This window comes from Limnospira indica PCC 8005 (assembly GCF_000973065.1).
GTDB lineage: Bacteria > Cyanobacteriota > Cyanobacteriia > Cyanobacteriales > Microcoleaceae > Limnospira > Limnospira fusiformis.
In genome coordinates this window covers 1159498-1185223 of the sequence record NZ_FO818640.1, presented here as the reverse complement: position 1 = coordinate 1185223, position 25726 = coordinate 1159498, and the positions used below count along the sequence as shown (strand labels likewise).

The 25726-nt window shown below is 46.3% G+C and carries 26 protein-coding genes and 5 pseudogenes; 23 read left to right on the top strand and 8 right to left on the bottom strand.

Going from position 1 to position 25726, the window contains the following annotated elements; genetic code table 11:
* Positions 1 to 854: 854 nt before the first annotated feature.
* The 13 genes and pseudogenes from XZ46_RS28265 to XZ46_RS05085 form a co-directional block, all read left to right on the top strand.
* A pseudogene (locus tag XZ46_RS28265) lies at positions 855 to 1247 on the top strand (zinc ribbon domain-containing protein); the annotation flags it as partial.
* Positions 1248 to 2717 (top strand): class I SAM-dependent DNA methyltransferase, encoded by a 1470-nt coding sequence (locus tag XZ46_RS05130; protein WP_198449143.1) that lies wholly within the window; start codon positions 1248 to 1250, stop codon positions 2715 to 2717. It begins immediately after the preceding pseudogene.
* A 19-nt stretch (positions 2718 to 2736) separates the two neighbouring features.
* Positions 2737 to 3042 carry a hypothetical protein gene (locus tag XZ46_RS05125; protein WP_048894940.1) on the top strand — a complete coding sequence of 102 codons (306 nt, stop codon included), beginning with the start codon at positions 2737 to 2739 and terminating at the stop codon, positions 3040 to 3042.
* Complete coding sequence (locus XZ46_RS37475) at positions 3042 to 3176, top strand: PIN domain-containing protein (protein WP_006669842.1); 135 nt, start codon at positions 3042 to 3044, stop codon at positions 3174 to 3176. The genes XZ46_RS05125 and XZ46_RS37475 overlap by 1 nt, the downstream gene beginning before the upstream one ends.
* 83 nt (positions 3177 to 3259) lie before the next feature.
* Positions 3260 to 3502 (top strand): hypothetical protein, encoded by a 243-nt coding sequence (locus tag XZ46_RS05120; RefSeq protein ID WP_008057512.1) that lies wholly within the window; start codon positions 3260 to 3262, stop codon positions 3500 to 3502.
* The gene (locus tag XZ46_RS05115; protein ID WP_006621205.1) at positions 3499 to 3972 is read left to right on the top strand and encodes a hypothetical protein; all 474 of its coding nucleotides are present in this window, start codon (positions 3499 to 3501) and stop codon (positions 3970 to 3972) included. The genes XZ46_RS05120 and XZ46_RS05115 overlap by 4 nt, the downstream gene beginning before the upstream one ends.
* Positions 3972 to 4406, top strand: coding sequence for a type II toxin-antitoxin system VapC family toxin (locus XZ46_RS05110; RefSeq protein ID WP_006621206.1), 435 nt, complete (start codon positions 3972 to 3974; stop codon positions 4404 to 4406). The genes XZ46_RS05115 and XZ46_RS05110 overlap by 1 nt, the downstream gene beginning before the upstream one ends.
* A gap of 45 nt (positions 4407 to 4451) precedes the next feature.
* The gene (locus XZ46_RS35215; protein WP_008057513.1) at positions 4452 to 4592 is read left to right on the top strand and encodes a hypothetical protein; all 141 of its coding nucleotides are present in this window, start codon (positions 4452 to 4454) and stop codon (positions 4590 to 4592) included.
* On the top strand, positions 4589 to 6103 hold the full coding sequence (locus XZ46_RS05105; RefSeq protein WP_008057514.1) for a restriction endonuclease subunit S: 1515 nt from the start codon (positions 4589 to 4591) through the stop codon (positions 6101 to 6103). The genes XZ46_RS35215 and XZ46_RS05105 overlap by 4 nt, the downstream gene beginning before the upstream one ends.
* A gap of 405 nt (positions 6104 to 6508) precedes the next feature.
* Positions 6509 to 6724, top strand: coding sequence for a hypothetical protein (locus XZ46_RS05100; protein ID WP_006621210.1), 216 nt, complete (start codon positions 6509 to 6511; stop codon positions 6722 to 6724).
* A gap of 126 nt (positions 6725 to 6850) precedes the next feature.
* Positions 6851 to 7126, top strand: a complete 276-nt coding sequence (locus XZ46_RS05095; protein WP_008057480.1) for a hypothetical protein — start codon at positions 6851 to 6853, stop codon at positions 7124 to 7126.
* Between the two features lie 285 nt (positions 7127 to 7411).
* Positions 7412 to 7642: a hypothetical protein gene (locus XZ46_RS05090; RefSeq protein WP_006621212.1), complete on the top strand. Its 231-nt coding sequence runs from the start codon at positions 7412 to 7414 to the stop codon at positions 7640 to 7642.
* A gap of 41 nt (positions 7643 to 7683) precedes the next feature.
* Positions 7684 to 7908 carry a ParE family toxin-like protein gene (locus XZ46_RS05085; RefSeq protein ID WP_228116490.1) on the top strand — a complete coding sequence of 75 codons (225 nt, stop codon included), beginning with the start codon at positions 7684 to 7686 and terminating at the stop codon, positions 7906 to 7908.
* 19 nt (positions 7909 to 7927) lie between these two features.
* Here XZ46_RS05085 and XZ46_RS28260 read toward each other — a convergent pair whose 3' ends face one another.
* Together XZ46_RS28260 and XZ46_RS28255 are read right to left on the bottom strand one after the other, a co-directional pair.
* Positions 7928 to 8185 carry a hypothetical protein gene (locus tag XZ46_RS28260; protein WP_157234590.1) on the bottom strand — a complete coding sequence of 86 codons (258 nt, stop codon included), beginning with the start codon at positions 8183 to 8185 and terminating at the stop codon, positions 7928 to 7930.
* Positions 8186 to 8252: 67 nt separating this feature from the next.
* Positions 8253 to 8441, bottom strand: a complete 189-nt coding sequence (locus tag XZ46_RS28255) for a hypothetical protein (protein WP_008057485.1) — start codon at positions 8439 to 8441, stop codon at positions 8253 to 8255.
* A 93-nt stretch (positions 8442 to 8534) separates the two neighbouring features.
* Here XZ46_RS28255 and XZ46_RS05075 point away from each other — a divergent pair, with 93 nt between their 5' ends.
* Positions 8535 to 8774, top strand: coding sequence for an antitoxin (locus XZ46_RS05075; protein WP_008057486.1), 240 nt, complete (start codon positions 8535 to 8537; stop codon positions 8772 to 8774).
* Positions 8775 to 8783: 9 nt separating this feature from the next.
* Positions 8784 to 8924 (top strand): PIN domain-containing protein, encoded by a 141-nt coding sequence (locus XZ46_RS28250; RefSeq protein ID WP_006669848.1) that lies wholly within the window; start codon positions 8784 to 8786, stop codon positions 8922 to 8924.
* Between the two features lie 232 nt (positions 8925 to 9156).
* On the opposite strand, the gene XZ46_RS05070 is transcribed toward XZ46_RS28250, so the two are convergent.
* Complete coding sequence (locus XZ46_RS05070; protein WP_006621217.1) at positions 9157 to 9807, bottom strand: hypothetical protein; 651 nt, start codon at positions 9805 to 9807, stop codon at positions 9157 to 9159.
* 247 nt (positions 9808 to 10054) lie between these two features.
* A complete protein-coding gene (locus tag XZ46_RS05065; RefSeq protein ID WP_008057489.1) occupies positions 10055 to 11068 on the bottom strand; it encodes a FecR family protein in 1014 nt (337 codons plus the stop codon).
* 16 nt (positions 11069 to 11084) lie between these two features.
* Between XZ46_RS05065 and XZ46_RS05060 the strand changes: the two genes are divergently transcribed.
* Complete coding sequence (locus XZ46_RS05060; RefSeq protein ID WP_008057491.1) at positions 11085 to 13889, top strand: CHAT domain-containing tetratricopeptide repeat protein; 2805 nt, start codon at positions 11085 to 11087, stop codon at positions 13887 to 13889.
* Between the two features lie 221 nt (positions 13890 to 14110).
* Here the strand turns inward: XZ46_RS05060 and XZ46_RS05055 are convergent, their stop codons facing one another.
* Positions 14111 to 14998, bottom strand: a complete 888-nt coding sequence (locus tag XZ46_RS05055; protein ID WP_228116489.1) for a glutaminase — start codon at positions 14996 to 14998, stop codon at positions 14111 to 14113.
* A gap of 191 nt (positions 14999 to 15189) precedes the next feature.
* On the opposite strand from XZ46_RS05055, the gene XZ46_RS05050 reads away from it, so the two are divergent.
* The gene (locus tag XZ46_RS05050; RefSeq protein ID WP_008057492.1) at positions 15190 to 16335 is read left to right on the top strand and encodes a peptidylprolyl isomerase; all 1146 of its coding nucleotides are present in this window, start codon (positions 15190 to 15192) and stop codon (positions 16333 to 16335) included.
* Between the two features lie 7 nt (positions 16336 to 16342).
* Complete coding sequence (locus tag XZ46_RS05045) at positions 16343 to 16750, top strand: hypothetical protein (protein ID WP_008057493.1); 408 nt, start codon at positions 16343 to 16345, stop codon at positions 16748 to 16750.
* A gap of 51 nt (positions 16751 to 16801) precedes the next feature.
* Here the strand turns inward: XZ46_RS05045 and iscB are convergent.
* A pseudogene (iscB, locus tag XZ46_RS05040) lies at positions 16802 to 18076 on the bottom strand (RNA-guided endonuclease IscB).
* 1342 nt (positions 18077 to 19418) lie between these two features.
* Here iscB and XZ46_RS28240 point away from each other — a divergent pair.
* The 5 genes and pseudogenes from XZ46_RS28240 to XZ46_RS05020 form a co-directional block, all read left to right on the top strand.
* Positions 19419 to 19812 (top strand): annotated as a pseudogene (locus tag XZ46_RS28240) (zinc ribbon domain-containing protein); the annotation flags it as partial.
* A complete protein-coding gene (locus tag XZ46_RS05030; protein ID WP_071776838.1) occupies positions 19813 to 20028 on the top strand; it encodes a reverse transcriptase N-terminal domain-containing protein in 216 nt (71 codons plus the stop codon).
* Positions 20029 to 20049: 21 nt separating this feature from the next.
* Positions 20050 to 20127: pseudogene (locus tag XZ46_RS28235) on the top strand (HNH endonuclease); the annotation flags it as partial.
* A gap of 915 nt (positions 20128 to 21042) precedes the next feature.
* Positions 21043 to 22233: pseudogene (locus XZ46_RS05025) on the top strand (group II intron reverse transcriptase); the annotation flags it as partial.
* A gap of 302 nt (positions 22234 to 22535) precedes the next feature.
* On the top strand, positions 22536 to 23012 hold the full coding sequence (locus tag XZ46_RS05020) for a universal stress protein (RefSeq protein WP_006621229.1): 477 nt from the start codon (positions 22536 to 22538) through the stop codon (positions 23010 to 23012).
* Positions 23013 to 23087: 75 nt separating this feature from the next.
* Here the strand turns inward: XZ46_RS05020 and XZ46_RS05015 are convergent, their stop codons facing one another.
* Positions 23088 to 23387: a 2Fe-2S iron-sulfur cluster-binding protein gene (locus XZ46_RS05015; RefSeq protein ID WP_006620154.1), complete on the bottom strand. Its 300-nt coding sequence runs from the start codon at positions 23385 to 23387 to the stop codon at positions 23088 to 23090.
* Positions 23388 to 23531: 144 nt separating this feature from the next.
* Entirely contained in the window at positions 23532 to 25598 is a 2067-nt protein-coding gene (locus XZ46_RS05010) for a TolC family protein (RefSeq protein ID WP_006621231.1), read from the bottom strand.
* Between the last annotated feature and the right edge of the window lie 128 nt (positions 25599 to 25726).

Below are 25726 nucleotides of genomic sequence, written 5' to 3'. Positions count from 1 at the left end.
CAGGGAGAAGGGGAGCCAATCCCCCAGCTCATTCTGCCAAGCAGGGAGAAGGGGAGCCAATCCCCCAGCTCATTCTGCCAAGCAGGGAGAAGGGGAGCCAATCCCCCAGCCCCTTCTGCCAAGCAGGGAGAAGGGGAGCCAATCCCCCAGCTCATTTTCTGCCAAGCAGGGAGAAGGGGAGCCAATCCCCCAGCTCATTTTCTGCCAAGCAGGGAGAAGGGGAGCCAATCCCCCAGCTCATTCTGCCAAGCAGGGAGAAGGGGAGCCAATCCCCCAGCCCCTTCTGCCAAGCAGGGAGAAGGGGAGCCAATCCCCCAGCTCATTTTCTGCCAAGCAGGGAGAAGGGGAGCCAATCCCCCAGCTCATTCTGCCAAGCAGGGAGAAGGGGAGCCAATCCCCCAGCTCATTCTGCCAAGCAGGGAGAAGGGGAGCCAATCCCCCAGCTCATTCTGCCAAGCAGGGAGAAGGGGAGCCAATCCCCCAGCCCCTTCTGCCAAGCAGGGAGAAGGGGAGCCAATCCCCCAGCCCCTTCTGCCAAGCAGGGAGAAGGGGAGCCAATCCCCCAGCCCCTTCTGCCAAGCAGGGAGAAGGGGAGCCAATCCCCCAGCTCATTCTGCCAAGCAGGGAGAAGGGGAGCCAATCAAAGTCCCTCTCCCTCTTTGGGAGAGGGATTTAGGGTGAGGGAGAGCATGATTTAATCTCAAATTAGGTTAACATTTTACGGCAATACGGTACAATACCAAGTATGGTGCGAGACCTTCGGGTATGAAATAGAGCTGAAATGGGCGAAATAACTACCCGGTGAGGACTTCAACCCCTTGGTTGATTGGGTCGCATCCCTGGCCATCCCATAACACAGCCTGATTTTTTTGCCCACCTTCGAGACTTCCAATATGGTTGCCAAGGTGAAGCGTCTAATCAGGTCTAAGACTGCCCGAGCCATGCTGACATGGGCGCATTATCGATTCAAACTAACCCTGAGACATAAGCGCGGAAATAACTGAACAGTTGTAGATGTGACCGAAGAATACACCAGCAAAACCTGTACTCACTGTGGTCATGTCCATTCCCAGCTAGGTGGCTCAAAAGTGTTCCGATGTCCTGAGTGTGGGTTCACTCTACCACGGGACTGGAACGGTGCTTTTGGAATCTTTCTAAAAGCTTTGCGGGATACCGCCTCTGTTACCTTAACCGGTAATAGTGCTATCGTCGCATTGTCCGGGAACAACCCGAAAAATGTCGCGTAAATGTATCAGTCAATGAGTAGCAATAACGTCACCCGTGATATTGTCGCGAAACTTTGGAATTTGTGTCATATCCTGCGAGATGATGGCATTACCTATAACGAATATGTCACCGAATTAACCTATTTGTTATTTCTCAAGATGCTGGCGGAGACGGGGCGGGAAGATTGTTTACCGCAGGAGTATCGCTGGAGCGCATTGGATAGCCGCGAAGGGTTGGAGCAGTTGGAGTTTTATCGCCAGCTTCTGCTTGATTTGGGGAATCAGAAGAAGGTTGCTGACCCCGTGATTCTGGCTATTTTTACCGATGCTCAAACCAGACTGAGAAAGCCCACCAATTTGAAATCGCTCACGGATGCTATTGATCGGCTGGACTGGTTTTCGGCACGAGAAGAAGGCTTAGGCAACCTTTATGAAGGGTTGTTGGAGAAGAACGCCGCCGAGAAGAAATCCGGGGCAGGGCAATACTTCACACCGCGCCCCTTGATTGATTGCATTGTCAGGCTGGTGCAGCCCCAGGCGGGCGAGGTGATCCAAGACCCGGCAGCGGGGACGGGGGGTTTTTTGGTGGCGGCGGATCAGTATGTCAAAAACCAGACGGATGACTTGTACACCCTGACCCAGGAGCAGGGGCGTTTCCAGCGTAATGAGGCTTATCGAGGGTTGGAGTTAGTACCCGATACGCACCGTCTTTGCCTGATGAATTTGATGTTGCATGGCATTGAAAGCGTGGTGATGTGTGGGGATAGCCTGTCACCGGATGGGGAGAGTTTGGGCAAGGCTGATGTGATTCTGACCAATCCACCCTTCGGAACCAAGAAGGGGGGCGGACGACCTACCCGATCGGATTTTTCGGTGACCGCAGAAACCTCTAACAAGCAGTTGGCGTTTGTGGAGCATATTTACCGCGCTCTGAAACCAGGGGGCAGGGCGGCGGTGGTGTTGCCGGATAATGTGTTGTTTGAGGATAATACGGGGCGCAAGCTGAGGCAGCAGCTTATGGATTTGTGCGATCTGCATACCATTTTGCGCTTGCCGACGGGGATTTTCTATGCTCAGGGGGTGAAAACTAATGTGCTGTTTTTCACGCGGGGCAAGACGGACAGGGGCAACACAAAGGCAGTGTGGGTGTATGACCTGCGGGCAAATATGATCAGTTTTGGTAAGACGAGACTGCTGACGGTGGCGGATTTTGCCGAGTTTGAAGCGGCTTTTGGGGATGACCCGTTGGGGAAAGCGCCGCGCACTGACCAGGGGGAGGAAGGGCGATTCCGCTGCTTCACCCGTGAGGAGATTGCTGCCCGCAATGATAACCTAGACATTAGCTGGTTGCGGGATACCAGCGATGACCCAGAGGATGACCTAACCGAGCCGGAGGAAATTGCGGAGGCGATCGCTACCCATTTAGGCAACGCCCTGCGGGAAATTGAGATTATGATGGAGGAGTTGACCAACGGAGCAGATAGCCGATGACTTTACGGCTGCATTGACGATGAAACGTTTATTCGTCATCAATAAATTTACACCCAATGAAGATGATATGGAAACAGATCTGAGTATGCACACAATTCAATTAAGGTCTTATGTCGGCAGTGATGGATTATTACATATTTCGTTGCCTGACTTACAGGATACGGAGGTTGATATTGTTTTGGTATATCAGCCAGCAAAACCATTAGTAAAAACATCGTCAAAACGACAATGGTCTCCCGATTTTTTAAGTGTATTTGGAGCTTGGGAAGGTGAGCCACTTGTGAGGGCTGTTCAAGAGGAGGCATCCGAGCGGGAGTCGTTTTAATGTCTTATTTGCTGGATACTAATACCTGCATCAATTATATTAATCGGCGTAGCATGAGCGTTTATCAACACCTCATGGCATTATCTCCCGACGATGTGTATATTTGCGAAGATTGGGAGGCCGAAAATCCATGAAAACCCAAGCTGAGGTGATTTATCTATGAATACAACTCAAGAAGCAATTATTCATTGTTTACGACAACAGAGGAGTTTGATTTATGTCTAAGCGGGGCGATCGCGAGCGTTTAGCCGATCGCCTACTCAAACAACTCGCAACTCTAGCCCCAGATGACCTTGATTTAGTCATTGATTTTGTCAGTTTACTACACCAGAGAAAGCATAGCTCTTTGGGCAAACGCCTACGAGACCTATTTCGAGAAACCCAAGCATTACCCGGTGTAAGCCAGATTACTGAGGAAGATATTGCGGCTGAAATTGAGGCATATCGTAGAGGCGAGTGAAAATTTTAATCGATACAAACGTTTTAGTTTCTGCTGTTTTACGGGATCGTATTCCAGAACAAGTTGTGCTTTATGTTAAAGACATATCGGGCGATCTCAAAACTCGATTTTCAAAAATTCCTGATCAGGAGACTGGTTTATGTCTATCACCAACTTTGCCCCCAAATACACCAACCATTGGAGCGATCGCCATGATGACTAAGATTCAACAAACGAATAAACTGCTAGAGCAGCTAGAAACACTAACTCCTGAAGAGATAAATATGGTAATCGCTTTTGCTGATTTCTTGCACTATAAAAAAAGCATTCAGTCACCAAAGCAAGTCATTCAGAAGCACCCAGGAGCTACCACTCACTTCAGTCCCAAAAACTTGTCTAAACTCCGAGGGATTGCTAAACCTGTATCGGTTTTAGAACAGTCTGATCCTCAGACAGACTATGTTGATTATCTAACGAACAAATACACATAATGCGAGTTTTAATCGATACCAATGTGGTGCTTGACTTTCTACAAGAGCGGGAACCTTTTGTAGAGAATGCAGCGAGAATTTTTCAGCAGATTGATGCTGGGGAAATTGAAGGAGTGATTACCGCTACCACAATCACTAATATTTATTATATTATTCGGAAGTTCGCCGGAGATGGAGTTGCTCGAGACGCGATCGCCCAAATTCTGATCGATCTCACGATCGCCCCTGTGAATCGAGATGTTTTAGAAGGAGCGATCGCTCTACAATTCGCTGATTTTGAGGATGCTGTACAGTATGTATGTGGTATTAGCCATCCTGTAGATGTCATTGTTACTCGTGATGTTACTGGGTTTAGCGCCGCAACCATTCCAGTGGTGCTACCCGAAAACTTTGATGATTTCAAGCTAAGATTGCGGCTGGACGATCCCAGATGATGTTGGCAGAGCGATCGCATTATCGCGGCTAAAGGAAACAACCCCATGAGACAATTACCAATGGAGTTCGAGATTAACCAAAATCGCGCGATCGCCCCTAATCATTTGCGAAATGCTCTGGCAGAAATTGGGGCATATAATGAGAAGATGGAAGGCGATGAGCCACAAAAGGAGAGAGCAGCGTGAGTGAATTGCCGAAGGGGTGGGATACAACTACATTTGGAAATATTTGTGGTACTGGGCAGTATGGCTGGACTACGAAAGCATCTAGCCAGGGAGATGTAAAGTATCTACGCACTACAGATATTACCAAAGGTCAAATAGAGTGGGATTCTGTGCCTTATTGTCAAGAAGCTCCCGTTGAACTAGATAAATATCAAATTCAAGAGAATGACATCCTGATTTCACGGGCTGGATCGGTTGGGTTTAGTGTATTGATTGATCAAGCTCCATTTCTGACCGTATTTGCGTCTTATCTCATCCGCTTTGTTCCTTTAAAAAAAATAGAACCATATTATGTAGCGTATTTTTTGAGGTCTCCAGAATACTGGAAACAGATTTCTGAGGCTTCAGCGGGAATTGCATTAGCTAATGTGAATGCTAAAAAATTAGCAGAACTTAGTGTTCCCCTTCCCCCACTCAACGAACAACGGCGGATTGTTGCCAAGCTCGATCGCCTCTTTGCCCGTAGTCGTTGTGCCCGTGAGGAGTTGGGGCGGGTGTCTGGGTTAGTTCAGCGCTACAAACAAGCCGTCCTAGCCGCCGCCTTCCGTGGCGATCTCACAGCAGATTGGCGGGAAGAGAATCCAACAATATCAATGAATAATAAACTGCATGATTTAGATCAAGCAAGACAGAAGATATGGCAAGAGAATCAAATTTTACGAGGAAAAGATCCGAGAAAGATAAAGTACAAGAAAGCTGTTGAAATTGATTTAGAAGGTAGAACAAAAGGTATCGAAAAACTTTTTGAATTACCCGAAACTTGGACATGGATATCATTAGGACAAATAGTTTGGGATGTCTCAGATGGTCCGCATTTCTCACCTAAATATGTAGATTCTAATAATGGTATTCCTTTTATTTCGGCTCGAAACGTTAAATATAGCGGAATTGACTTTGCTGATGCAAAATATATTTCACTTGAAGATTATCAAACTTTTATTCAACGGGCAAAACCGGAGGTAGGTGATGTTCTGCTGACTAAAGGTGGAACGACTGGTATATCAACAGTTGTAGAAACCGATAGAGAATTTGGGATTTGGGTGCATATTGCATTGTTGAAAATAGTACATCGCTTTGTAATTCCTGAGTATTTAAGAGATGCTCTATCATCCTCTTACGCTTATCAGCAATCTCAAGCTCAGACACATGGAGTAGGAAATCAGGATCTTGGATTAACAAGGATGGTTTATATTGCTTTGACCTTACCCCCTATTGATGAGCAGCAAGAAATTGTTCGGCGGGTTGAAAAGCTGTTCAAAGTGATAGATATCATCGAGCAGGAACATCAAAAAGCCAGCAAACTACTCGATCGCCTAGAGAAAGCCACCCTATCCAAAGCCTTTCGGGGCGAACTCGTACCCCAAGACCCCAACGACGAACCCGCCGCAGTCTTGTTAGAACGCATCCAAGCCCAACGGCAGACGCAACCCAAACGCAAAGCAAAATCGACCCGCAAACCCAAAGCCAATTGAGGGGGTGCGATCGAGGCTAACACTGGTCAACAGGATGTTTCAGAGCGGGATGAGGATATCCTCGTTAATGAGATTGACCCTGTGTATGGGTGGAGTTCCCAGCCAAGTAATTTGGCATGACCGCAATACTTGACACCAGTTTTTTGTTGAGTTGTTGCCCTAAAACGCCAGCTAACAACCCCTTGGCAGCGGACGCTTGAGATATCTTGATCGGGATCCAAAGGTTATCTGTCGCCGCTTATCTTGGTGGTTGGGTAGCCATACTTTTGGATGCCACACTCAAACGAGGTGCTGGATTTTCGTAAGTAGGTAGACTCAATAGCTGCGAAACCGCCCCAAAAAAAGCACAGCCTTGGGTAAAATAAAGAAGCGATGTGATTTGGTGGTGTTAACTGCTTCTGAAAAATGACAAAACTACTTCAACAGGCGATCGCCCAAATCCAACAACTCCCACCCGACCAACAAGATGCGATCGCCGCTCGATTTTTGGCAGAGGACAACATTGGCAGGCTCAGGGAAGTCTACCCGCTTTCCAAGAGCGCGATCGGGCTATGCTCAATCTGCCTGAGAGCGGCGATAATGGATAGAATGAGTACAAAGTTCTGGGTGAAGTGGCAATGACTGAGTTGCTTGAGGGGGCGATCGCCTAATTGAAAAGCCTGCTGATGAGCAAGATGCGATCGCTCCTCGTTTACTTACTCAGATGCTAGAATAGGGCAGCAACGCGGTTTCATTAGCAATATAGCCATGTCTAAAACAATAGTCGAGCGGCAAGATCTTGTTGAGGTAGTAAATGCTCTGCCTGATGAGGTTTTGGTAGAGTTGGCAAATTTTCTTGACTACTTGCGCTATAAAACGTCTCAGGATAAGAAACCTGATCTTTGTCAACAAAACTTTTTGCTCTCTGTTGCCGGCTTAGGTAAGTCTGGTCAACAGGATGTTTCAGAGCGGGATGAGGAGATCCTCCTTAATGAGATTGACCCTGTGTATGGGTGGAGTTCCCAGCCAAGTAATTTGGCATGACCGCAATACTTGACACCAGTTTTTTGTTGAGTTGTTGCCCTAAAACCCCAGCTAACAACCCCTTGGCAGCGGACGCTTGAGATATCTTGATCGGGATCCAAAGGTTATCTGTCGCGGCTTATCTTGGTGGTTGGGTAGCCATACTTTTGGATGCAACACTCAAACGAGGTGCTGGATTTTCGTAAGTAGGTAGACTCAATAGCTGCGAAACCGCCCCAAAAAAAGCACAGCCTTGGGTAAAATAAAGAAGCGATGTGATTTGGTGGTGTTAACTGCTTCTGAAAAATGACAAAACTACTTCAACAGGCGATCGCCCAAATCCAACAACTCCCACCCGACCAACAAGATGCGATCGCCGCTCGATTGTTGGCAGAGTTGCAGGACGAGCAAAAATGGGAAACCAGTTTTGCTACCACGACAGACGAGCAATGGGATCAGATGGCCGCAATGGTACGGCAGGAAATCGCAGCAGGAGAAACTCTTGCCCTTGATGAGGTATTCCCAACACAAAAATGAAATCAAGCGTCACAAAGTCATTTCGCCAGCGGCTAGGTGATTTGCCTGCATCAGTTCAAGAACAAGCCCATAAAGCTTACGCCCTTTGGCAAGAAGATCCTTATCATCCGAGCCTTCAGTTCAAGCGAGTCAGTCAGAAGCAACGGATTTATTCTGCTCGTGTCAGTCTCAATTATCGTGTTTTAGGTTTACTCGAAGGCGACGATATTTACTGGTATTGGATTGGCACACACGATGATTACGATGAATTGCTAAAACGGATTTAGTCAGTAGGATTAGGGTGCGTTAGACGGGATCGATAAGGTGATTAGGGTTAGGGATAATTGAGAGATTTGATGGGTGATGGTAGCTCCTCAATTCTAGCAAATCTGCATCAACGGCGATCGCACCGGGTGAAATGGCGATCGCACCACGGGAAGCCATGGGAGGACATAGTAACCGGGTAGAAGCAGTAGCGATAAGCCCGTTGGGCATAGCTTCGCTTACCGACCCCGACGGGAAACCATCTTCAACAGGCGATCGCCCAAATCCAACAACTCCCACCCGACCAACAAGATGCGATCGCGGCTCGATTTTTGGCAGAGGACAACATTGGCAGGCTCAGGGAAGTCTACCCGCTTTCCAAGAGCGCGATCGGGCTATGCTCAATCTGCCTGAGAGCGGCGATAATGGATAGAATGAGTACAAAGTTCTGGGTGAAGTGGCAATGACTGAGTTGCTTGAGGGTGCGATCGCCTAATTGAAAACTTTGCCTGCTGATGAGCAAGATGCGATCGCTTCGCGCTCTGGGATAATTCATTCTCCCGGTCTCCCGATATTCTTGCCAAACTAGCAGATACAGAGATAGATTTTCACCGATTTTCTGACAGTTGAAACAACAAAGAGGTCACTTATGCAAAACTATCGTCATGTTTCCTTACTAACAAATGGACAAGATCAAGTCCTAACCATTCCCCATGAACTTGCCCTATCGGGTACAGAAGTTTTGTTACGCAAAGCAGGTCATCGCTTAATCATTGAACCCATTCCTGCTAATTCTCTCCTTTCTTTGCTAACTACGTTGCCAGACATTACGGATGATTTCCCTAATATAGATGAGGGGTTACTTCCCCTTGATGACATCACACTTTAGTACCACCCAATGACCTATCAATACCTCCTTGATACAAATATCCTGTCAGATTTGGTCAGACATCCTCAAGGTCGGATTTTCCAGCATATTGTAGATGTCTGGGAAGACAGCGTTTGTACTAGCATCATTGTGGCGTGTGAACTACGATGAAGTTAGATAATTGGTTGCTTTGAAAATACAAGATTTGGCATAGGATGTCTTTGGTTTAAGCGAAGAGCATGATTTAATCTCAAATTAGGTTAATTCCTACTGTCTAAGATGGAGTTGGTTGAGGCTATAAACTTAACACTTTAAAGACGACAGATAGTAGTAGACACCCGGTTTCCGAGGTGGCAGGCGAGCCAGGTGCAGAAACCGGGTTTTTTAACTATTCTGGATGAATTTAGCGGAAAAGTACATCTGATCGCATTGTCAGGGTCAGATCTTGTTCTGGGTTAATCACAACGACATCCACCTGACCGCGACCAATGAAGACTCCCGCCAGAGCCCCTAGTCCCGCGCCGCCGAGAACTTCCTCAGTGGCGATCGCTTTATCTCCGAGTACCCCCGCCAAAGCCGCCGCCGCCGCCGCACCCACAGCAGCACCTTTAAGGATATTACCAGCAGAAGGACCACGACGGACGGTTTCCGTGCGGGTGACAACGTTAGAATTAGCATCAAGACGATATCGGCGATTGTTGCTGATAATCACCTCATTAGCCACAAACTGAGAACCACCAGAAGCGGGTCGCAATTCCCCAACAATTTCCGCCCCTGCGGGTATCCAAACCCGTCCTTGGTTAGTACGGATATCTTGGGCGACTACCATAGTCAGAGCGGTCGTTTCTGTGGGGGTGAGAACGATTCTATCAGCTTCTGGGTATTCCACGGGGATAGTTGTTCCGGCGGAAATTCTTTCCCGTTGTAGAGAACCCGGTAATTGTTGGGCGCGCGCTACGGTTTGATGCAGCAATAGAGGGGCTGCTAGTCCAGTAGTTAAACCGAGGGTGAGGAAGATAGATGTAGCAGAACGGTAGAGTTTTTGGTGGAACATAGTTTACATTATCCTCGGGTGTAAATTAATTGATTTGTCTCTATTGACGTGGGTTGTTTGAATTTAGTTCACAATTTCTGGAGAAATTTGTTTAACCCGGACAGTTAAAGTTGGCAAAAAGCTGACGGAAACGGCGATCGCTTAGTTGAGCGACAGGGTAGGTTAATTAGGCTGTACTGGCGGTATTTAGCACATCAGCGCTCACCCTGTCTCTATAGTCTATCTGGGTTAAATATTAACCGAGATTTTAGGGAACAGGCACAGAATATTCTCTTTCTCGGACGGCGGGACCTCTGACCACAATGCGGAAGCGACGAGACGGGGGGAGGTTGGCGATTAAATCGAATTTACCTTCAGAATCCGTGACGATCGCCCGATTATCAATATAAACTATATCCATCGGATCAACTTGTCCTACAATTCTAGCTCTCCTAGGGCTAAGTCGCGTTACCTGAAACACTTGTAAATCAGACAAAGGTGGAGTTAGATCAGGAGCAGTGGGAGGTAGGTTAAGGTTAACTACGGAGGATTTTTCTCTGTTAATTTGGGTTTCTTGTCCCTCTGCGGAAGCGCCCACAATACCTTCAACGGTGCTAATACCCGTTTTACCATCTGGTCCAACATCGACCCCAAAGGAAGTTCCCCTAACTCCGGCGACAGTTACAGGGGTTTCTACTCGAAAAGGGGAGGTTTCCACAGACTCTTCAGAGTTTTGGGAGTCTTGGCTAAATATTCCTTCCCAGTTTAGGGCGGCGATTTCCTGGGGGGGGTGAGAAGCGGTAGAATTACGGAATGGGGCGCTAACAAAACGGGCGATGGAAGACCTAACCCGACCTTTGGAAATAAAAACAACGGTTTCTTGGTTAGGGTCGAGTCCTGGTTGTCCTGATAGGCTTCTAATTTCCAGGGTGGTGTTTTCTGCTAATTCCAAAACACCGATATTGCTATCTACTCGTAAAATAGCGATCGCACGTCTTCCGGTTGTGATCACGTCTCCCACCCCTAAGCGATCGCCAAATTGGGCTGGTCTACCATTAATGGTAACTCTCCCCTGGAGTTCCTCTACCATCAAACTGCGGGTGGCGGTCCGGTCAACCTGGGATAATGGGGAGGTATTAGCGATCGCCGGTTTAATAGCCCCGAAGATACCTAATTCCATCATGGTAATGGCGATCGCCGTCATTCCCGGTATCAGAAAGAAGGCATACTTGAAAAAGTTGTCACCGTTGGGCTTTAGCCAACTCGTCCCTGTTGTTACCATTTTCCTAATTAAATCTATGCTGTCGCTTCAGTTTACGCAATTTACCCGCCGGGTTATCCCCTTAGTTGCTGTGGTCTCCTTAGCTTTAGTCGGATTTACTCCGATTTTAGTTGCCATAGGTGAGGAGGTTACTACCCCAGATCCACGTCTGACAGAGGCTGATACCGCTTTTGCTGCGGGGGTAAAATTAGTACAAGAGGGATCTCCAGAATCTCTACAACAAGCCCTGGTTGAGCTTAACCAAGCCCTAATATTGTATCAACAACTGGGTTTAGGGTCTCAGGCGGCTGAGACTTTCCTGGGTTTGGGATTAGTTTATAAGACCTTGGGGGACTTGCGAGCCAGTTTAGAGGCTTATCAGGAGGCTTTGAGTTATTATCAGAGTAGCGATCGCATTTTGGATGCTGCCTATAGCCTCAACCAAATTGGCAAAATTCATTATGAGTTAGGGGATTATCAAAAAGCAGTTGAAGTCTATCAACAGGCGATTATTTTTTATACTCAAGGGGGAGATCTCCGGGGGAAAGCCTACGCTTTAAATAATTTGGGGGCGGTATATGAACCTTTAGGGAAGTTTCAAGAAGCCCTGGAAGTTTACACCCAAGCCTTAGAATTACACGAGCGGGCTAATAATAGGGTAGGATTGGCTAGTAGTCTGAATAATTTGGGTTTGCTTTATGATGCTTTGGGAAATTTTGAACTGAGTTTAGATTATTATAAGCGATCGCTTAGTTTGTGGCAAGAGTTAAATCATGCCCATGGGGAAGCTAGTACCCTCAATAATATAGGGTTATATCATGAGTCTCAGGATGATTTCCAGCCGGCTTTACAAAGTTTTCAACAGGCTTTAGGACGATATCAGGAAATTGGCGATCTTCGCGGAGAGGCTACTACTCTTAATAATATTGGCTTTACCTATACTAGGTTGGAAAACTGGAATGCTGCACAACAGTCTTATCAGCAAGCCTTACCTTTATGGGAGGAAATTGGCAACCGTAGCGGACTGGGAAGCACTTTAAATAATATCGGTGTGGTTTCTGCTGCACTGGGAGAGTTTGACCGGGCTTTAGAATTTTATCAGCAGGCTTTAGTTATACGCCAAGAAATTGGCGATCGCTCTCGGGAAGCCCTATCTTTATATCGAATAGCGATCGCCCAGAGGGAATTAGGTAATCAAGATGATTCTTTAATGGCTATTCAAGCCGCTATTGAGATTATAGAAGACTTGCGGACTAATGTAGTTAGCCAAGATTTAAGAACCTCATTTTTTGCATCCAAACAAGAATATTATGAGTTTTATATTGACTTGTTAATGGACTTCCATCAACAAAATCCGGGACAAGGATATGATGGTTTAGCCTTAGCAGTTAGTGAACGAGCAAAAGCGCGATCGCTTTTAGATTTACTAGCCGAAATTTCCGGAGAAGTTCAAGGAGGTATTGACCCGCAAATACTAGCTGAAAAACAACAAATTCAGCAACAATTAGCCGCTGCAGAAGAACGTCGCATTCAACTACTCAGTCAACAACATACAGACTCTCAAAAAACCGCCATTGATAATGAATTAGAACAGCTACTAATTAAATACCGCAGTATTTTAGGTCAAATTCGCGCTACCAGTCCCCGCTATGCCGCCCTAACTCAACCAGAACCCTTAAATTTAGCCGAAATTCAAGAAAGCGTTATCGACAAAGACAGTGTATTGTTGGCTTATTTTGTTGGAGAAAAACGGAGTTTTCTCTGGATAGTTACTCACAACTATATTAGTAGTTATGAACTCCCAGGTCGAGAAGTTTTAGAAGCCGAAACCAAGAGGTTTAGGGATAGTTTCATTTTTGGCAATCTCAGAATTAGACGAACTTTAGCAGAAAATGCTGGTAAAAACTTGGGTCAAATTCTCCTCGAACCCTTATCTAATTATACTGATAAAAGTCGGGTTTTAATAGTACCTTATGGAGTCTTAAACTTTGTTCCTTTTGTCGCCCTCGCTTATCAATCCAGTGATGAAGAATATCGACCATTAATTATTACCAGAGAAGTCGTAACTCTCCCATCTGCTTCCGCTTTAGCGGTTCTGAGAAATGAACTTTTTGGCCGGCAACCAGCAGAAAGATACTTAGCAATTTTGGCAGATCCGGTGTTTGGCACTAATGATGAAAGATTGCATAATAATAATGAGATTACTTCAACTTCTTTGCCTCCTGATTTAGAGCAATCGGCGCGAGAGTCCGGCATCTTATTTGACCGCCTACCTTTTACACAGACGGAAGCCGAACAAATTGTATCTTTATTTCCCGCAGAATCTTTTAGCAAAGAATATGGTTTTGCGGCTACCCGCGAGGTGGCTATCAGTGATAAAATGAGTCAGTATAGAATTATTCATTATGCTACTCATGGGATACTCAACAGCCAAAATCCTGAACTGTCTGGCTTGGTGCTTTCCTTGGTTAATCCTGACGGTCAGCCTGTCAATGGTTTTGTGAGACTACATGATATTTTTAACCTAAATTTACCCGCTGATTTGGTGGTTTTAAGTGCCTGCGAAACGGGTTTAGGGCAACAGGTTAGGGGAGAAGGTTTGGTGGGACTTACGAGGGGATTTATGTATGCTGGCGCGGCGCGTGTGGTGGTGAGTTTATGGAGTGTAGATGACCAAGCTACAGCAGAATTAATGGTGTTATTCTATCGTTATATGCTCGACAATGGTCTCTCCCCCGCCGCCGCACTTCGTCAAGCACAAATTGAAATCTGGCAAAACTCTCAATGGCATTCTCCCTATTATTGGGCGGGTTTTACTATTCAGGGAGAATGGCAAAATTAGCGAGATGGTGGGTACGCGATCGCTTCATAATCACCAACCCAGGAAGTGATGAACCGCGTATTATATTAAGGATTGATGAACTGGTAGCGTCAGACCCTTGTATAATAAGTGTTATGGGAATGAATGAACCTGACGCACCAGATAGTCAATTATGGAATTGTACGCGATCGCTTGCTCATCAAAGACCTAGGAAGTGATGAACTGCGTACCTGATTAAGGATTCAATTAAAAATACTCAGATTAAGCGATCGCACTATTTCTTCAATTAAAAATAAACCGGCTACTGAATTTCCGGTATCATCAAGAGGAGGACTATAACAAGCGATCGCCCCCCAACCGGGAATCACCGATAAAACCACCCCACTGACTCCCGACTTAGTAGGGACTCCCACCCGGACCGCAAATCGACTAGAGGCTTCATATAACCCACAGGTCATCATCAATGCTTTCACCTGTCTACAGGGTTCTATCCAAGTCGGTTGAGGAGGCTGCAATAATAACATCCCCAATTTAGCCAGATCTTCCACTGTGGCAGACAAACAACAAATATGATTGTAAGCATCAATAGCAGTGATCGCATCAGAAATAGTCCCCCGGTGATATAATTCCGTAGTGATGGCATCATTACGAGAATTGGGGGCCGAACGCACAGAATTGAGCGTATCGTGATCCAATTGCAGACAACAGCCGCCCCAATGATTTAACCAATCACATAATACTTGGCATCGTGTTTGTCCATCAGGGCCAGGAAGCAACGCCGATAAAGCGATCGCACCACTATTAATCATAGGATTACGGGGCCAGCCACCATCAGCCTGCAATTGTTCCAGAGAATTGAACGGGTAATCAGAAGGTTCCATTCCCACCTGTGCAAATATGCGATCGCCCCCCAACTCTACCAACATATACAACAACAGAAATGGCTTAACCACACTCATCAGGGAAAATCTCAGATCACCATTGCCTAATAAATAACAGTTCCCCTGGGAATCTAAAACTTGAACTGCGAATGCCTTGGGACAGGCTATGGCTAACTGAGGAATATAGGTCGGTAAACTGCCTTCATCGCTGCGAGACTTAGCAGCTTCAACCCATGTCTCTAGTTGCACCAGGTTTAAACTCAATCTTGCCCGACTATTCATAGGCTTATAGATTAACCAAAACTCTATTATCTATTTTGACTCCGATTTGGGAGAGTTATATAAACCACCAGATTGAGTTTGTTATCTGTTGGCTGCTATAGTTTCTCTGAACTGCGCCGGAATATGGCAAGATGGGTTAGGGAAAAAAATAATAATTTATGCTGAATTTGTCCAAGTCCATAATGAATACCTGTAAACGCTGGCTGAAAACTGGCCTGATTGCCCTATTGCTGTGTGTTCTTTCCGTCGGTCTGAGCGCCGCTTGGTGGGATGGCGGCAATAGTACGCCAAAACGGGAAAGTGTCTTACCTGCTGGTAATGCTATTACTGATGGTAAGGCTCTCCTGCGCTATGCTCTCCCTATTGACAATGAGCCGATTCGCAAATTTCAGGGTAGCCTTGAAGAGATTGCTGATCGCATTAGGGGTAAACGCTGGAGTCCTATTAAGGGAGATATTACCACTGCTGCTAGGATTCTATCTATCAATGAAGGGGATATTTTGGCTAGTATCCCCGACGCGCGCCAAGCTGAAGCTAAGGCTATTATTGAGGAACTCAGAGCCGAAATTGAGCGAATGCGATCGGCTTTGGATGTTAAAGATGGTGAAACACTCCTAGAAACCCGCGCCTCTATGTTGTCTCAGGTGACTCAGCTTCAGGAAATGATGGTTGGAGAATTTCCTTTTGAGGTCCCCGCAGAATATGCCAATATCCCCCAACTCAAAGGCCGTGCTACCGTCAAGATGACTACCTCTGAAGGCGATATTACCCTCGTCGTCGATGGTTATAGCGCTCCGGTAACGGCCGGTAATTTTGTGGATTTGGTGCAACGTGGGTTTTATGATGGGTTGGAGTTTATCCGCTCCGAAGAGTCCTATGTTTTGCAAGTCGGAGATCCACCCGGTCCAGAGGAGGGATTTATTGACCCCGACACAGGCGAATATAGGGCTGTTCCTCTGGAAATTTTGGTGCGTGGGGACGATGAGCCTACTTATGGGATTACCCTAGAGGCGGCGGGTCGTTATCGTGATCAGCCAGTTTTGCCCTTTTCTGCTTATGGAACTGTCGCTATGGCTCGTCCTGAAAGTGACCCGGACGGCGGCTCTTCTCAGTTTTTCTTCTTCTTGTTTGAACCAGAACTGACTCCGGCGGGACTTAATTTGCTTGATGGTCGCTATTCTGTGTTTGGATATGTGACCGAAGGTAAGGAAGTTTTGCGGAATTTGACACAGGGTGATGCGATCGCATCTGCTAAGGTCATTCAAGGGTTAGAAAATTTGGTTCAACCTAAGAAGTCCGCTTAACCAAGCCTTGAAAGTGGCAATTAATAAATTGCCACTACCCACTATTATCGATGATTGTACTCTCTCATCATTTGTGCCAGCTATTATGGCTATTTTAGAATTAGTATCTGTGGCTGCTTTGGGTGTTCTCGTGGGATTATTCCTGTTTAATATCAATTCTAAACGGGAAGAACAACGCCAGCTTGATAATGCTTTTTATCAATTAATTGAATCCCAAGATGGCGAAATTTCTTTAATTCAATTAGCCGCTTTGGCGCGGGTTAGTGCTGATGTCGCTCAAGAATATTTAGACCGACAAGCCGGGGTATTTGCTGCTATTCCTGAGTTTGATCAAGATGGTAATACCTTCTATCGATTTCCCCGCCTACGGCTTCCTAAGCAGTTTCCAGAGCGATCGCCTAATCAGGATTGGTAAAACCCCCACCATAAAATCAGTATATCTATAACCTGGTAATTACCGGAAAACTCAGGAAAATTTATACAAATAGCCATCTCTCCTAAAAACAGGTTTCAAATCTATTGGCTTCACTGAAAACTGAGTTTGGTCAGGTTTGGTTAAAACAAAACTGCCACGACTCGACGGGGTGATTCTACCGATTCCTTATGTCTTATGCTTGGCTATATCCCCGGTAAGCCATCCCTTAATTGGTTTTAATGGGTTATGGCGAATCGGAAGCCTCTTGTTAGGAGCCGCTTTTTGACGACCACCGCGCCCAAAACAAGTAATTAGTAGTGGCTGGTGAGTTTTAATTTTCAACCGGGTCGGGGTGCTTTTCCCAACACAAGCCGCATCTAGCCAATGGGTTTTCGGTAATCCTTGAACCGTCCGATTATATTTTGTTAAACCTCCAGTGCCAATTTCAATGGGTAATCCAGTTAGCTTCAGGCCGTTAAACAATGCCCATCGGGTAGAGTTGACGGCCGCCGCATTTTTCAGGGGGGCCTTGGCCTGAACTAGCAACAGCTTCAAGATTTCGGGTTTGGTATCCAGAAACTCACGGGCCGACTGAGAACCTTTTTTCTGATGGCATTTATGGCAAGCAATAGCCAGATTGCTAACTCGGTCGGAACCACCCTTGCTTTTTGGCTGAATGTGTTCGATTTCTAAAGGGATATTTTTGGCACCACAGTAGGCACACTGGTGTTGCCATTTCGTCAAGAGATATTCTCTCAACTCGTATCCAAACAACACCCCTTGCTGGTATTCAACTCCAGATATTTCCGGGTTGAGCAGCTTTTGGGTGTCAAACCGTACCAACTCCATTGATATGTCCGTTATCGGACATGAGGAAATCAGTCGATTTACCCAGGTCAAGGTGGTTTCAACTCGATGTTTGAGGCTGGGAGCCAACCATCCATCTGGGCGCTTTCTGTTATTGAATCTGGCTTGACGGTAACGAGTTTTTCGGCAACGACGGTGGCGGCGAACCAGGCGACGTGCAGCTAACTTGGCTCGGATTCTATCTCCTCTATGAGCCAATTCAGCCCCCCAGATAACTGCACCTGTCTTCTGACTGACTAAGGCAATACCCGTCACTGATGCCCCTGGGTCTAACTTGACCCGTAATGGTTCATTGCCCGGGTTCTCAACGGTTTTCTTGAGGATAATTGTAAATGGATAAGTCCTAAAGACTGCGGCTAAACCCTGCTTCAAAGGCTTTCTGGCTCTAGCCGGATGAGTGGGACTTAACGGTTGCCCCAGTGTGTCAACCACAAAAACGTAATTTTGGTAATTTGGCATTTAAGCCATCTCCCATATGGGGTAATGTTTGCCTCGGTCATGTTAAAGGGGCTTTTTACGTCTAGCTCACTCGAGATTGCCAATCCACTCATCTCATTCCTTAAAGATAGACGACAGAGCAACAGGCTGGCGTTCACCTGTGGGTGTCATCACCCCCTTAACGTAGGTCTAATCCTAGACCTGCATCTTGCAGACTCTGTGAGGAGTAATTTCCGGCTCCTGCCGGAAATTACCGGATTTTATGCAAGAGTTAATAGCTGGTGGTCAACTGTTCGTTTTTTTTGATAAGTACAACGTTTAGGAAGAAAAAAATGTTATCATGGATACGAAAGGTGCGAAACGTTCGGGCATGAAATAGGGTTGAGATACCTGAAATAACCGCCCGGTAGGGACTTAAACCCCTCGGTTGAATATAAGGAGCGCACTCCTGAACATCCCTATAACTGTTTATATGTCCCGACGATTTGTATCATACGATACCAAATCAAGGCAGGGAACCCAGGGTCAAGGCACATTGTAACAAATCGTAATAATTCTTAACATAATGAGAAAGTTATGATAAAGGTGCTAAGGGTAAAAGCGATAGCCACCCCCAGTTTTGGGACTCACAATCCTAGGACTGAAGCGGGGAACGGAAGGCTCCGAGGTGTAACCTAACACCAGAATCGAGACCACTGCCAACCATCCATGATTAGGGAAACCGAATGTCTGGCTTGAACCATCGTCATTATTGAGTAGCGTAATAGGTTGCCACGCTGCGCTCAAAAGAGCAAGGGGAAAAGTAGGGTTTTCCATACAACACCTACACAGACCTTTTTAAGTACCCCGGTGGAAAGGACAAGTCTAAAGATGGAATGCCCATATAAACGGAACGTTTAAACCCCTTTTTTTTTTAGGCTCTCGGCAGGTACATCTTGTTGAGTAGTGAAAGTGTAATCGTATGCCTTTAAGGGGAAGGGATGTGACTGAAAGCCAATGCCTAATTGTAATGGTTAGGATATGCCCACTAGTCACGGTGTAGATATAGTTACTGCAATCAACAGGAGTTTAACGGCGAAAGCGAGTTTAAACACTACGATGTTGTATTTAGCTCCAAAAGTTGAAGTACAAAAGCAGGGGTTGGTAACCCTGTTCCCGTTGCCAAGGGGTATCTACATCAGGAGCCGTGTGATGCGAAAGTATCAAGCACGGTTTTGAATAGGAGTGGGGGAAGGCGACTTCCCTCTCGACCCCTACCTGCGAGACCTTCGGGTATGAAATAGAGCTGAAATGGGCGTGGGGACTACCCGGTGAGGACTTCAACCCCTTGGTTGATTGGGTCGCATCCCTGACCATCCCATAACACAGCCGGATTTTTGGGCCCACCTTCGAGACTTCCAATATGGTTGCCAAGGTGAAGCGTCTAATCAGGTCTAAGACTGCCCGAGCCATGCTGACATGGGCGCATTATCGATTCAAACTAACCCTGAGACATCAAGCGCGGAAATAACTGAACAGTTGTAGATGTGACCGAAGAATACACCAGCAAAACCTGTACTCACTGTGGTCATGTCCATTCCCAGCTAGGTGGCTCAAAAGTGTTCCGATGTCCTGAGTGCGGGTTCACTCTACCACGGGACTGGAACGGTGCTTTTGGAATCTTTCTAAAAGCTTTGCGGGATACCGCCTCTGTTACCTTAACGGGTAATAGTGCTATCGTCGCATTGTCCGGGAACAACCGGAAAAATGTCGCGTAAATGTATCAGACGGTAAAGGATTCGGGAAACCGAATCTTACTAAGATGTGCGTTTGTTTGGAGAGGTATCAACTGGGCTAAAGTTCAGCGGTACGTCTTTAAGCTCCAAAAGAGGATATACCAAGCAGCTAAATCGGGACAAGATGCAAAGGTTAGAAAGTTGCAACGTCTACTGGTGAAATCATATTATGCCCGGCTCTTAGCAGTGCGGCTGTAGGGGCGGGTTCCACGGTCAGCCATGCTTCCCAACAGTCAGCCTAATAAACCCGCCCCTCAAGCGGGTCAAGGCAAAAAGACGGCTGGAGTAGATGGGGTGATAGCGTGCGAGACGTTTAGGAATGAAATAGGGCTGCAATGCCTGAAATAACCTCCTAGTGGTACTTCCACCCCTTGGTGGAATATAAGGGATTCGCACCCCTGACCATCCCATAACTATCTATGTGTCTCAACATCTGGCTTCGACAACCAGATAAGGCAGAGAGACTCAAGGTCAAGACTGAGCGAAAAAAAAGAGGGAAGTTGTGAACCCCTTGAGTATAACGTAAGGTTGAGAGTAACGGCGGTAGCCACCCCCAATTTGAGGATTCACACTCCTAGGGTTGAAGCGGGGAACGGAAGGCGTAATAGAGGAACCTACCTCTCACTCGACCACTGCCAACCATCCATGATTAGGGAAACCGAATGTCCGGCTTGAACCATTGTAATGCGTCAGTAGCGAAATAGGTTGATACGCTGCGCTCAAAAGGGCGAGGGAAAAAAAGTAGGAGGCTGCTATAACTACCTACACAGACCTTTAAAAGTACCCCGGTGGATAGGACAAATCTAAAGATGGAATGCCCGCATAGATGGAACGTTTAAACCCCTCATTGGCTCTCAAGTGGCGGGATGTACCCGTGGAGTAGTGAAAAAGTGTAAGCGTATGCCTTTAAGGGGAAAGGATGTGATGGAAAGCTAATGCCTAACTGTAATGGTTAGGATATGCCCACTAATCACGGTGTGGATATAGAGACCGCGATAAGTAAGAGTTTAATGGCGAAAGCGAGTTTAAAGACTAACGCAAGCATATAGCTTTGAAAGTTGAGGTCATAAAGCAGGGGGTTGTAACCCTGTTCCCAGTGACAAAAGGGGTATCTACATCAGGAGCCGTGTGCTGGGAAACTTTCACGTATGGTTCTGAATGGGAGGGGATGGTGGTGACTCCATTCTCGACCCCTAACAAAATGCTCTTACCGTGAACCATGATTACTTACTGTCCAAAATTCATTGTCCCAGCATAATCAAACGCAACCTGAAACAATGGTTAAAAGCGGGAGTGCTAGACAACGGTGTATTCAAGGATACAGAAGCAGGGACACCACAAGGAGGGGTGATTAGCCCACTCCTAGCCAACATTGCACTGGATGGGATGGCTAGGTTAATTGAAACAATGTATCCCAAGAAAAAGGGAGTAATACAAGCAACCACAATAAGATACGCCGATGATTTCGTAGTAATATCACCTTCACTCGATATCATTGAACAGTGCAAAACTGCAATTTCCAAATGGTTAAAACCTGTAGGACTAGAAATCAAACCTGAAAAGAAAAGAGTGTGTCATACACTAAACCCCATACAATACGAGGGTAAAACTGAAGAGCCAGGATTCGATTTCTTAGGATTTAATATCAGACAATACCCAGTTGGAAAATACAAATCTGGAAAAACAGGTGGAATGGCAAGCCGACTCATCGGACATAAAACCTGCATAAAACCCAGCAGAAAAGCAGTTAAAGCCCACACAGAAGTGATTAAGGGTGTAATAAAAAAACATAAAATAGCACCCCAGTCAACCTTGATAAGTAGACTTAACCCGATAATACGGGGATGGTCAAATTACTACTCAGGGGCAGTTTCAACCGAAACCTTCAGTAAACTAGACCACATAGTCTGGCAAATGTTAAGGGCATGGACAGCTTCAAGATGCGGAAAGGCAAACCACGATAAGTTAGGAAACTACTTCAAACGTGGAAAAATTAAACTTAGCAATGGAAAAGAAAGACAGGAAACTTGGTTATTTCAAACCAGAGATGGACTCACATTATGGCAACATGATTGGACTCCATTGGTCAGACACACGCTAGTTCGCCCGGACGCGACGCCATACGACGGAAATTGGACTTACTGGGCAACCAGAAAAGGACAAGCAATCGATACACCGACAAGAGTAGCCAAACTACTCAAAAAGCAAAAAGGTAAGTGTGCCTGGTGTGGGCAATACTTCACCCCATCAGATTTAGTTGAGGTAGACCACATTGTACCTCGAAGCCAGGGTGGTAAAGATGAGTACAAGAACCTTCAGCTATTACACCGCCACACCCGCGATGACAAAACAGCCCTAGATGAGGCTGATGCTGTGTCCTTAACAGAGGAGCAATCAAACTAGGAGCCGTGTGAAGGGAAACTTTCACGCACACCTTTTAAATTGGAGGGGTAGGTCTATCTCGACCCCTAATTGAATTGAAAATCGGTTATTTTTCCTGCCTCTGTAGGGTTGTTATAGGGTGTACCCGTCTAGTGTTTTCCCCAAGACTTAGTTTCAGAAATCTTATAGATGATGAGTAACGGAGTCGGGTGTGAGATTCCTGTTAAATTGCTTCAGGAAGACGAAAGAGGGAAACAATGAGCCAGAACCCTTGAGCGATAGCCCTTGAGAAGTAGGGTATCAATATCAAAGGGAGTTGAATCATGGCATATCATAGGATTTTAGTAGCGCTAGATAGATCGAATCATAGCGAACTGGTTTTAGAGCAGGCGATGGAACTAGCGCAAAACAACTCAGCGGAACTAATGATTTTTCACCGCCTGGAGGTGAGCGAACCGGACCCCTATGGTTTTAGCGATCTTCATGCGACTAATATTGCTCGTTACTCGCGAATTATGCAGGATCGGCTAGAGAGTGAACTGGACCAGATCCGCAGTTGGCTAACAAGTTGTACTCGTCGTGCTACGGACCAGAATATCACTGCTGACTGGAATTGGAAAATGGGGGATGCGGGGCGGTGCATTTGTCAAATAGCCAAAGACTGGAATGCGGATCTAATCGTGGTAGGACGCAGGGGATACGAGGGGGTAATTGAGGCGTTGCTGGGAAGTGTGAGCAACTTTGTGGTTCATCGCGCCCCCTGTTCGGTTTTAGTAGTACAGAGTAGCGATCGCCATTAAGAAAACATTAAGATCAAACGAAATCAAATAGCGATCGCCCAAATGGGAACAGAGTCCCGGTAAGTTTAAACGGATCTATTTAGGTTTAGTTCTAACACTTACCGGGCCATTAACAGTAGTTTGACAAGCCAAGCGGTAGGTATCAGGTTTTTTCTTGAGCATTCGTTCTTCCACCGGAGTTTTAGGGGAGAGATTTTCCATACCCTCAACCACTTCCACAATACAAGTACCACATTGACCGTAGCCGCCACAGTTGAGGAGTTTTCCCTTTAAGGTATACAAATCAATCTGATTTTCCATCGCTTTGAGTCGGAGATTTGCGCCATCAGCGGCAATAACTTCGCGGTTTTCGTTGACAAAATTGATGTTAGCCATGATGAATTTTTGAATCTAGGAAGGTTAGGTTGACAGAGATTTTGTTGTTATCAGACAAGGCTTTGAGGAAAGGAAGTTTCCCAAAGTGTCTACCAAATAATCCGTTTTTGGGGAAACCGACATCCTTGGACAAGTGAATTGCAGTTAAGGTTGATCTTGAAGGATATTATCGGGGAGATTGCTAACAAATCGCCTCAATTGAGCCAGAGCGCGGTTATAACCAATAATTGCTCTGAGTAACTGGTTTTGGGCGCGAGTGAGGCTAGTTTCTTGGTTAATGACATCAGTTTGAGTACCGACACCAGCTTGGAAACGGAGTCTAGCCAATCGGAGAGCTTCTGTAGCCTCCTCAACGCCTAAGTTAGCAACTCCAATGTTCTCAAAACTAGCTTGTAGGTTAAAGAAGGCCTCTTCAATTTCTCGGCGGATCTGGTTGCGGGTTTGGGAAAAGCGTTCTTCAGCGATCGCTATACCAAGTTCCTGTTGTCTAGCCCTAGACCTAGCCGCACCCCCATCAAAGAAATTCCAACGTAGCTGTAGTTGAACATTATAACCATCAGCCCAACCCTGAGCCGCAAAGCGATTAGCGTCATCAGAAAGCTGTCCAAGAACGTTATAACTAGCGGAACCAGTTAAATTAGGTCGAGTTGCAGATAAAGCCTGTCTGCGTCTTTCTGCAGCTAGATTACGGTTAACTAACTGTGTTTCCAACTCGGGGCGATTCCTATAGGCGAGGATGATAGTTTCATTGAGGGTAAATTCCCAAGTTCCCGCCAAGGATATCGGGTCTGCTGCGACTAAATTGACATTTTGACTGACATTTAATAGGCTAGCGAGATTGCGCCGAGATGTTCTTTGGGTGCTAATAGCGCTAGTCAAATCCTGCTGGGTGCTGGCGAGGGTAACACGAGCCTGTAAAACCTCAAACCGAGTACCCACCCCAGCGCGTTCGAGGGCTTCTGCATCCTCCAAACTTTTTTGAGCATTGCGAACAGCGGCGCGCTGAATTTCGACTTCCGCATCGGAGGCTTGTAGGTTATAGTAGGTTTGGGCGACGCTAAGATAACTTTCTTCAATCACCCGTTCGAGTTCTAACTCTGCGGCTCGCAGTTGCTGTTCGGCTTCTCTAATTCGCGATCCTCTGGCTCCACTTAAACCAAAATCATATTGAATTTGCAGGGAGTTATCAAAGCTGGTAGATCCAAAGGGGATCTGAAAGGAGGTTGTGTCAACTTCACCTCTAGCGGCGGCTTGACGGCGTTGATTGCGAATCCGACGATTTTGGGCGCGGGTGGATATGGTGGCTCCTGCTGTTTCGGAACGGGTCAAGCTGGAGGTGAATGATAGGGAAGGGAACAGTTCTGCTTGAGCAACTCGCAACCCCGCGAGATTTTGCTCAACCTGGAGTTGTAGAACTTGGATTTCTGGGCTGTTGCGCCGCACCAAATCAAATGCTTGTTCTAGGGTAATCGGAACGGTTTCTTCGATTTCTACTTCCCCAGGTTGACTGGGAAAATGCAGGGGGTTAGTGCTGGGTAAAACTATTGAAGGTGGTTCAGTGCGTAAGGTTCCATCTGGATACCTTTGGGGGTATGGCTCGGTAGGGGGTGTCAAGTCAGGGATTTGAATTTCTGGTGTATCTACTTGGGACAGTTGTACTGGTGCTGTCAGATTATTTGCGATCGCAGATTGACCATGAGAATTGTTACTGATAGCCACTTCTTGTGAGGGGCTTTCGGAAGATACCTCTGTGGCGGAGTTTACATCAGTTGAGGGGGCGATCGCATCATGGTTAGGAGACTTAGCCTGATATTTTCCCGGCAAGTCTACTGATTCTAAGGCTAACCCATCATGGTTAGGAGACTTAGCCTCATATTTTCCCAGCAGGTTGGGGGGGGTTTCCATGAACCCGTCGTTACTCAAGGTTTCTCCAATGGTGTCATGGGAAGACAATTCTGGAGTCTGTGGGTCAATTTGACCAGCTACAAGGCTAGTGTCGTTAGGTTCATGGTCAGTAATGGGGGTTTGAGCAGTTGGTGAGGCTACAAATTTGGTTGGTTTTTGCTTGAGAGTTGATTCTTGAGTTAGAGGATGGTCAGATAAGCTATCCTGGGACTCAACAGGCGAAGGCACTGCTTCTCCCTGCCCAACATTGAACAACACAATTGCTCCACTCACTCCCACAGCCATCAAATAGCGAAGAACAGGCATAATTTTTTCAATATACTCAGTCTGCAAGTCCAGAACTCATTTTAAAGCAAGGTTGAAGTATTACTCGAAAATGCCCAATATTAATCGCCATTTTCGGGAATGATGGTAATTTTCACAGGCCTGGGGGC